Source organism: Pseudomonadota bacterium (genome assembly GCA_026388315.1).
Classification (GTDB): domain Bacteria; phylum Desulfobacterota; class Syntrophorhabdia; order Syntrophorhabdales; family Syntrophorhabdaceae; genus MWEV01.
The window spans coordinates 1-7,368 of sequence record JAPLKA010000012.1 but is presented as its reverse complement, the minus strand read 5'-3'; the positions used below and the strand labels follow the sequence as shown (position 1 = coordinate 7,368).

Below are 7,368 nucleotides of genomic sequence, written 5' to 3'. Positions count from 1 at the left end.
CCATGCCCTGCCGTCGGGGATATCAGACAGATCATACCCGAACAGCTTTGTGAACCTGGCGTTGATATAGGTAAAACGACCCTCCTTATCGACGAGAGCCATCCCGAAGGGGGCATTGTCCGAGAGGGTTTTTAGTTTCTCCCTCTCCCGGAGGATATCTTCCTCGGCCTGTTTGCGCTCTTCTATCTCCTCCTTCAATTGCTCGTTCACACTCCTCAGCTCGGCAGTGCGTTCCTCTACCCGCTGCTCCAGTTTGGTATTGAGGGTGCGGATCTCCTCTTCAGCGCAGATGCGGGTGGCCACTTCCTCTCCCAGCAGCCGGTTACGCTCCCCGACCTCCTGTTCACGGATCGCCTGCTCGTGGAGTCGTGTCTGTAGCAGGGTTGAACGGGTGGCAGCTCGCAGGGAAAGGGCGCCGCCGATCAGGATAAAGGCCCCCAGAGCGCCGGCTGCCAGCAGAAACGTCCGTGGTGAGCTGTGAGCGGCACTGATCGGATCAACAAAGAAGATTCCCAGTGACAGGGCTGAGCCTGGCACCGGTACAAGCGAACCTATCATCGATACCGGTTCGGACTGTTCCGGCTGGATGGAAAAAGATACCGATACACCCTGCTTTATGCTAGAAAGATTTGGAAGCATCCGGCTGGGGAGACCGCCCTCCTTCTCATCCGTTACATATAGGTAAACACCATTCATCAACAAGGCATCGGTACGCCACTTGTCGTGGTGATTTTCATGAACAAAGTGATGAAAGATTAGTGCAGGGTCAATCCATGCTACAACATGTCCGGAATATGTACCTTTAAATATCACCGGTGCCGTGAGAAGCAATTGTTGCCCGTCCTGTATAATCTGTGTGTCCTTGCGTTTGCCGGTTACCTGTTTTCGCCAGGTCTGTTTCAATCGTGAAAGGGACTTCTGTGCAGGATATTCCACGAGCGTCTCTCCGGCCGGACCGAGTATCAGGATGTGGCTGAAAAGCGGCTTGTCGCCAAGACGTTTTTTTACATCGTAGGAACTGAGAGATTCCTTCAGTGCGTCGAGGCTGGCGCTCAGGCCGTACTCCATCGACATTCCAAGAGCCCGGTTCTCAAAATAGACCGCCAGGTCGCGGGATGCAGTGATATCCTTGACATCGTTCATCCGCTCCTGCAGGAAATAGCTGACGGCATCGGCCCGCTTTTCAACCCCCCGGACGATCCTGGTCGATGACTGTCCCTGCAACTCACGCTGGGCAAGGTATTGGGCTCTGATCAGATACCCCAAATACCCGACCAGTGTCAGCGCCAGCAGCAGAGCCATTAAACGGCTGAATGTCGATATCGGGCGAAGGAGCATGAATTAAGCCTCTTTTCACTCACACCCCAACCCCCGTGAAAGGGAAGGGTTGGGGTGTGAGTGTGTTGTTTTACTTCTTAAAAAACTCCGGAAAATAACGTGGCGCCGATGGATAGTATTTCTTGACGATCTTCATGTAACTGCCGTCCTTTCGGGACTTGTCAAGAAACGTGTTGAATGCCTCGCGCAACCGGTTTGATTCCTTGGGGAAGCCGACCGCCATGAACTGCTTATCCGATACCGGACCGATGATCTTGAGCTTGCCGGGCCATTTTTCGAGCGCTACCAAGGCATCCGGAACGTCCAGGATGGTCAGCTCTCCCACTTTGTTCAAAAGGGCCGGGGCCATCTCGTTCAGCTTGCCTTTCGTGTCAATGACGTTCGCGCCCGTCTCGGAGAGCTTGTAGAGCGTCGGGTCGAGGCAGGTCTTTTTAAGCGTCAGGACGCTGACCCCTTTCATCAAGGCCTTGGTATTGGCTATATCCTTTTGTACATCGCCGGTCGGCTTGATTGGCTTGATCTTCGAATCAGCACGGGCAATCAGCCAGACCTGGCTGGGGAAGGTATCCTTGGAGAACGTGACCACCTTTTCGCGCCAAGGGAGGATGGTAAAACCGTTGGCGATCAGGTCTCCCTTGATAGGTACTTCCTCAAGAAACTCGACCTCGGCGCCAGTTACTTTGACCTTTTTGCCGATCAGATCCTGAATGACAGTGCCCCAGTCGGTCATGATGTATTCGTATTTGACGCCGATGCTTGCGGCGAATTTCTGCATCAGTTCCACATCCATCCCATCGCCCGAACCGCTGACGAAGTTGGCATAAGGAATGCCGAGATGTCGCAGCACACCGCGCTGCTTGATCTCCGGCAGGTCTGCGGCAAGGGCGGATACCGCGAATACGATCAGAAAAAAAATGGACAAGGGAAACGATGCGGCTCTGGTTTTCATAATGACCTCCTCATTAAGGTTGTTATGTAGAATGTCTGAATAACTCTGCGATATTTCTAAGTGTCTCCGTCAAAACTCCCCCTCTCATTATCCGGGAACAACCGGCCAACTCGCGTCTTTTCTTCAGCACTCCTGAATATTCTAAGCTAATGGCCCTCTTGCAAAACCCCTGAATTAAACTATTTCCCTTATGAATTAGAGAGAATTTAAGGCTCTCCCTATGGTAAAATGTGTTGCCAAGACAACATCTTACAAAGGAGAGCCTATTGAAATTATTGGAAAGAATATCATGGTTGAAAAAGACAATACAAGAAAATTTATTCCCCCCCATCCCATTTCGGATTGTCCCTCCGCTGTCGGGATTAAACCGTACGGAATATATCGATTGCGGATATCGGCAGTGATTCAGTGAATAGTCATTAGTGAATAGTGAACAATTAAAGACATTTTATCAAGCTCATTGTCATTCCCCCGTTCGGGGACAGGACCCTTTTGCCATATCTTCAAATCCTTGAAATTTTTAATCTTATCCTCCATGACAATTCACTATCCTATGGTTTCCTGCACCTTCATAAGCAGCAGCAGGGGCGTGAAGGGCTTTGCAAGGAAGGGGGTCTTGTTTTTCAGCATATCGGCGCCGGGTACGCGGTCTTCGCCGTATCCGGACATGAATATCACCTTCATCCCGGGGTGTTTCACCTTTATCGTCTCTGCAAGGTCCTGTCCGGACTTTCCCGGCAGTACCAGGTCGGTTATAAGTAAGTCGATGGCGCCATCATGCTTGTTGAATATGGAGATGGCATCTTCCGCATTGAATGCCGGGAGAACGGTATATCCCAGTCCCTCCAGGACATCGGTTACCCAGTAGAGTATCCCTGATTCGTCCTCCACTACCAGCACCGTTGCCTTCTTTGAAGCGGTGAGTTCAGCGGGTCGGAAGGACGTTTCTTCTTCGGTCTTCTCTTCAGCCTGAAGGACGGGGAAATAGATCCTGAAGGCAGTCCCTTTCCCTTCCTCGCTGTCTACCGATATGGATCCGCCTGACTGTTTTACTATGCTGTGAACGATGGAAAGCCCCAGTCCTGTCCCGTCCGGTTTGACGGTAAAAAGGGGTTCAAAGATGTGTTCCAGTATGTCAGGCGCTATTCCTGTACCCGTGTCCGATATGGTCAGCGCCACGCGCTCACCTGTTGCCGTGTCGGGATTGATGGGGCGATGTCCTTCATCATGAAAGGTGTTTTTAGCGGAAATCCTCAACCGGCCGCCTTCCGGCATGGCATCACGGGCATTTACGGCAAGGATGAGGATAATCTGTTCAATGAGCGATGGATCGGCCTTTACTGTTCGAACGTCCGGATCAACGGAAAGATCGTATGCTATATCTTCGCCCAGAAGGTGTTTCAGCATCCCCTCCATCTTTGTGATGACGCTGCCGATGTTTGTCTCCACAGGCCTGATCAGTTGCCTCCTGCTCAGGCTGAGCAATTCTTCGCATAGCTTTAATCCCTGTCCGATTGCGTCATGAATAGCCTTAATTTCCCTGTTTTCAGTGTCATGGAGTTGAAATGTACGGAGCAGCAGCTCAAAATTGCCAGTGACGGTAGTAAGGAGGTTGTTAAAATTATGGGCTATTCCGCTCGCCAGTTTCCCTATTGTTTCTGTCTTCTGCGAGTGGACAAGCTGGGCTTCAAGCCTCTTTCGTTTTGTAATGTCTTCAACGGTGCCTTCATAGTAAAGGATCTTTTTTCTTTTATCCCGGACAGTGCGGACATTTATAGAGACCCAGACTGTGCTTTTATCTTTCCGGTACATCTGTGCTTCAAAATCATAGACTATGCCATCTTTTTTCAGCAGATGGATGAATTCAGAGCGGCGGGCGGAATTAACATAGTGCAGGTGGATGATATCGGCCACTGAGTGTATGAGGTCGTCAGGTGAAGCATACCCGTGTATCCGTGCAAGGGCGTTATTGACACTCAGGAAGTGCCCGTCAGGGGCAGTCTGAAAAATTCCCTCTGTTACAATTTCATAGGTATGCCGGTATTTCCATTCTGCCTGCTCCAGGAGTTTCTCAAGGTGTTTTCTCTCAGAAATGTCTGAAGAAAACATGACAACCTTTGATACAAGCCCCGGATCATCGAGAATGGGAAAGATGTAGTTGTCGTAGTACCTTTCAGTGCATATATCTTCGAAGTGCACCTGTCTGCGTGAAAAAACCGCTTCCTCTATTTCACCCCGCCTTTTTTCAGCTACGCCGGAAGGAAAAAGGTCGTAGAGGGACAATCCGGCAAATTCATCCCTGCCTCTGCCGAGTTGCACAGCACAGGATTCGTTGGCTGCGATTATAGTTCCTTCCGCGTCGGCGAGGAAGATGGATTGTGGGTTCGCATTGAAGAACATGCTCACCTTTTCTTCGCTTTCCCTCAGCATCTCCTCTGACCTTTTATGCTCTGTTTCCCCGCTCTTTGAGCTTTCTATTGTCCAGCGAAGTATTTTTACTTCATCAATAAGTTGTTTCTTTGTCTTTTCTTCGTCTTTCATTTTACTGACCCCTTCCCGGCAGGCTGAAATAGAAGGTAGCCCCTTCATCTGCTTTCGCTTCAGCCCATACGCCGCCGCCATGTTTGAGGACAACCCGCTTGACGATGGCCAGACCAACCCCTGTTCCCTCAATCTCATCGGAACCGTGGAGCCTTTCAAAGACCTCAAATATCTTATCTATCTCTTCCATGGGAAAACCTATCCCGTTATCCTTTACATAGTAGGTGTTCTTATCTTCCTCCATCCAGCCCCCCACCCTGATGAGCGCAGCCCCCTTCGGCCTGCTGTATTTTATGGCATTGCCCATGAGGTTGATAAGAACCTGCCTGACCATTTTTTTGTCTCCGTATGCCGGGGGAAGCTGGTCAAGCCCTATATGGAATGTATCATCGGGGAAGACTGTTTTGAAGTCGGTTATGATATCGTTAGTTATTTTTTCCATATCAATGGTTGTGAATTTTATATTTTTCCGCCCCAGGCTGAAAAATTCGAGGAGGTCTTCAATAAGCTCGCCCATCCTTTTTGTGTTTCTGTTGATCATACCAAGAAGGTGCTGCCCCTTTTCGTCAAGGTGATGACCGTATTTTTCCATCAATATACGGGAGAAACCCTCTATGGCAATAAGGGGCGTCCTCAGGTCGTGAGAAACTGAGTAATTAAAGGTTTCCAGTTCCTTGTTTGTAATGTTCAGTTCCGATACCCGCTGTTCGAGTTCCCTGTTCAGCCCTTGAACCTTCTCCTCTGTGAGCTTATGTTCGGAAAGTTCCTGCTGAAGCAGCGCATTCACCTTCGTAAGTTCCGCCGTTCTCTCTTCCACGAGACGCTCAAGCTGCTCCCGGTACTGCCGCAGCTCTTCCTCCTGCCGCTTTCTCACGGTAATGTCCCGGGCAATCCCTGCAGTCCCTATGACTTCACCCCTGTCATGACGTATCGCTGTCTTGATGGTTTCTATCCAGGTTGTGTTGCCCTCTTTATCAATCAGGGGCTCTTCGATCTGCCTTCGTATGCCCGATTGCATTACCTCTCTGTCATCTGCCCTGTACTTTTCCGCTAATGCCCTGGGCCAGATATCAAGGTCTGTTTTGCCCGGCAGATCCTCCGGTCTCACTCCGCAGGCTTTTCCAAAGGGCTCGTTGGCAAGAATAAACCTGCTCTCCTTATCCTTTAACCAGGCAATATCGGGGATATTATCGAGGATGGCCTTCTGCTGCTGCCGGGTCATGCCAAGGACTGCCTCTGCCCGGATGCGCCCTGAAATATCCCGCATAATCATTTGCAACAGTGTAAGACCGTTGTAGTGGGCAGCGCTGCCTGAACATTCAACGTACACGATGCCTCCGTCATCGCGAATCAGCTTCACCTCTATTGCCGGGGTCATGTTTCCGGTCTGCCTGATGGTATCTATGCCGCGGCGTACTGCTTCCCTGTCTTCCGGATAAATGAAATCTAGTATCTTCCTTCCGACAAGTCGTTTTCTGTCCTTTCCTGATCCCAGGAGTTTTGAGGCAGCGGGATTGAAGTAAAGAACCGTTTCTTCTTCAAGGAGGATAATGGCATCAGGCGAAGATTCAACGAGACTCCTGTAACGGAGCTCGCTCTTTTTCATCTCCCTCACTGCCAGTTTACGTTCGGTTATATCTTCGGATGTGCCTTCATAACAGAGCATCTTCCCGTCTGCATCACGTATTGCCCGTGCGTTGGTGGAAATCCAGAAAGTACCCCCGTTTTTTTGATACAGCTCAATCTCAAAGCCTTTTATTTCTCCCTCTTTCTCCAGTTTCGCCATGAATGTCTGTCTGAGTTCCGGTTTTACGTAAAGCTGTTGTTCAATGGAATTGATGCCGGCAATCAATTCATCCGGTGAGTCATACCCGTAAATGTGCGCCAAAGCAGGATTGACGGTAAGATAACGTCCGTCCGGTGTGCTCCGGTAGATACCCTCTATGGCGTTTTCAAAGATATTGCGATACTTTTCCTCGGCCTCACGGAGTGCGCCTTCCGCTTTTATACGTTCGGCCTCCGATTTTTCCAGTTCAGCAACCTGCCTGCGCATTTCTGCAAGCTCTTCTATGGGTTGTCCTTTTGTCTTTTTCTGATCGTCTTTGTTATGCATATCAGTATGCAGTAAATGTAGTTTTTTATACTGCAGGAAGAAGGCATCCCTTAACCATGCTCCCATTGTTCAAGTAATAGCATATATTTTTAAAATTGCAAAGGATTAAAGGGATGTTGGGGGAAGGCTGAAGTGGGAAGAGGCAAATAACCAATGACCAATCTTCCAAATCACAAACAGTTCCTGCCTGTGTCTCGGACGAGGCAGACAGGTGGAATTTCGGGTACCCGCTTGCGGGTGTTGATTATTGGAATTTGCAGTGGGAAAGGGGAAGAGGCAGGCTGAAGGCGAAAGGCGAATGGTGAAAGGCGATAAAGACTGTTCAATGTTCAAGGTTCAACGTCGAACATAGAACAGCTTCTTTACGGATTTGTTTTCACTTGAACCCTCGACCCCTTGCGTCAATCATTTAAGACCGGAATACATT

4 protein-coding genes are annotated in these 7,368 nt (G+C 49.6%); all 4 read right to left on the bottom strand.

The window, feature by feature from the left end; all coding sequences use genetic code 11:
• Positions 1-1,338, bottom strand: a 1,338-nt coding sequence (locus NTX75_00545) for a PAS domain S-box protein (protein MCX5814717.1), incomplete at its 3' end; no start/stop codon positions are given.
• 70 nt (positions 1,339-1,408) lie between these two features.
• Positions 1,409-2,287, bottom strand: a complete 879-nt coding sequence (locus NTX75_00540) for a transporter substrate-binding domain-containing protein (protein ID MCX5814716.1) — start codon at positions 2,285-2,287, stop codon at positions 1,409-1,411.
• Between the two features lie 546 nt (positions 2,288-2,833).
• Complete coding sequence (locus NTX75_00535) at positions 2,834-4,828, bottom strand: PAS domain S-box protein (protein ID MCX5814715.1); 1,995 nt, start codon at positions 4,826-4,828, stop codon at positions 2,834-2,836.
• A 1-nt stretch (position 4,829) separates the two neighbouring features.
• On the bottom strand, positions 4,830-6,941 hold the full coding sequence (locus NTX75_00530) for a PAS domain S-box protein (protein ID MCX5814714.1): 2,112 nt from the start codon (positions 6,939-6,941) through the stop codon (positions 4,830-4,832).
• Positions 6,942-7,368 lie beyond the last annotated feature (427 nt).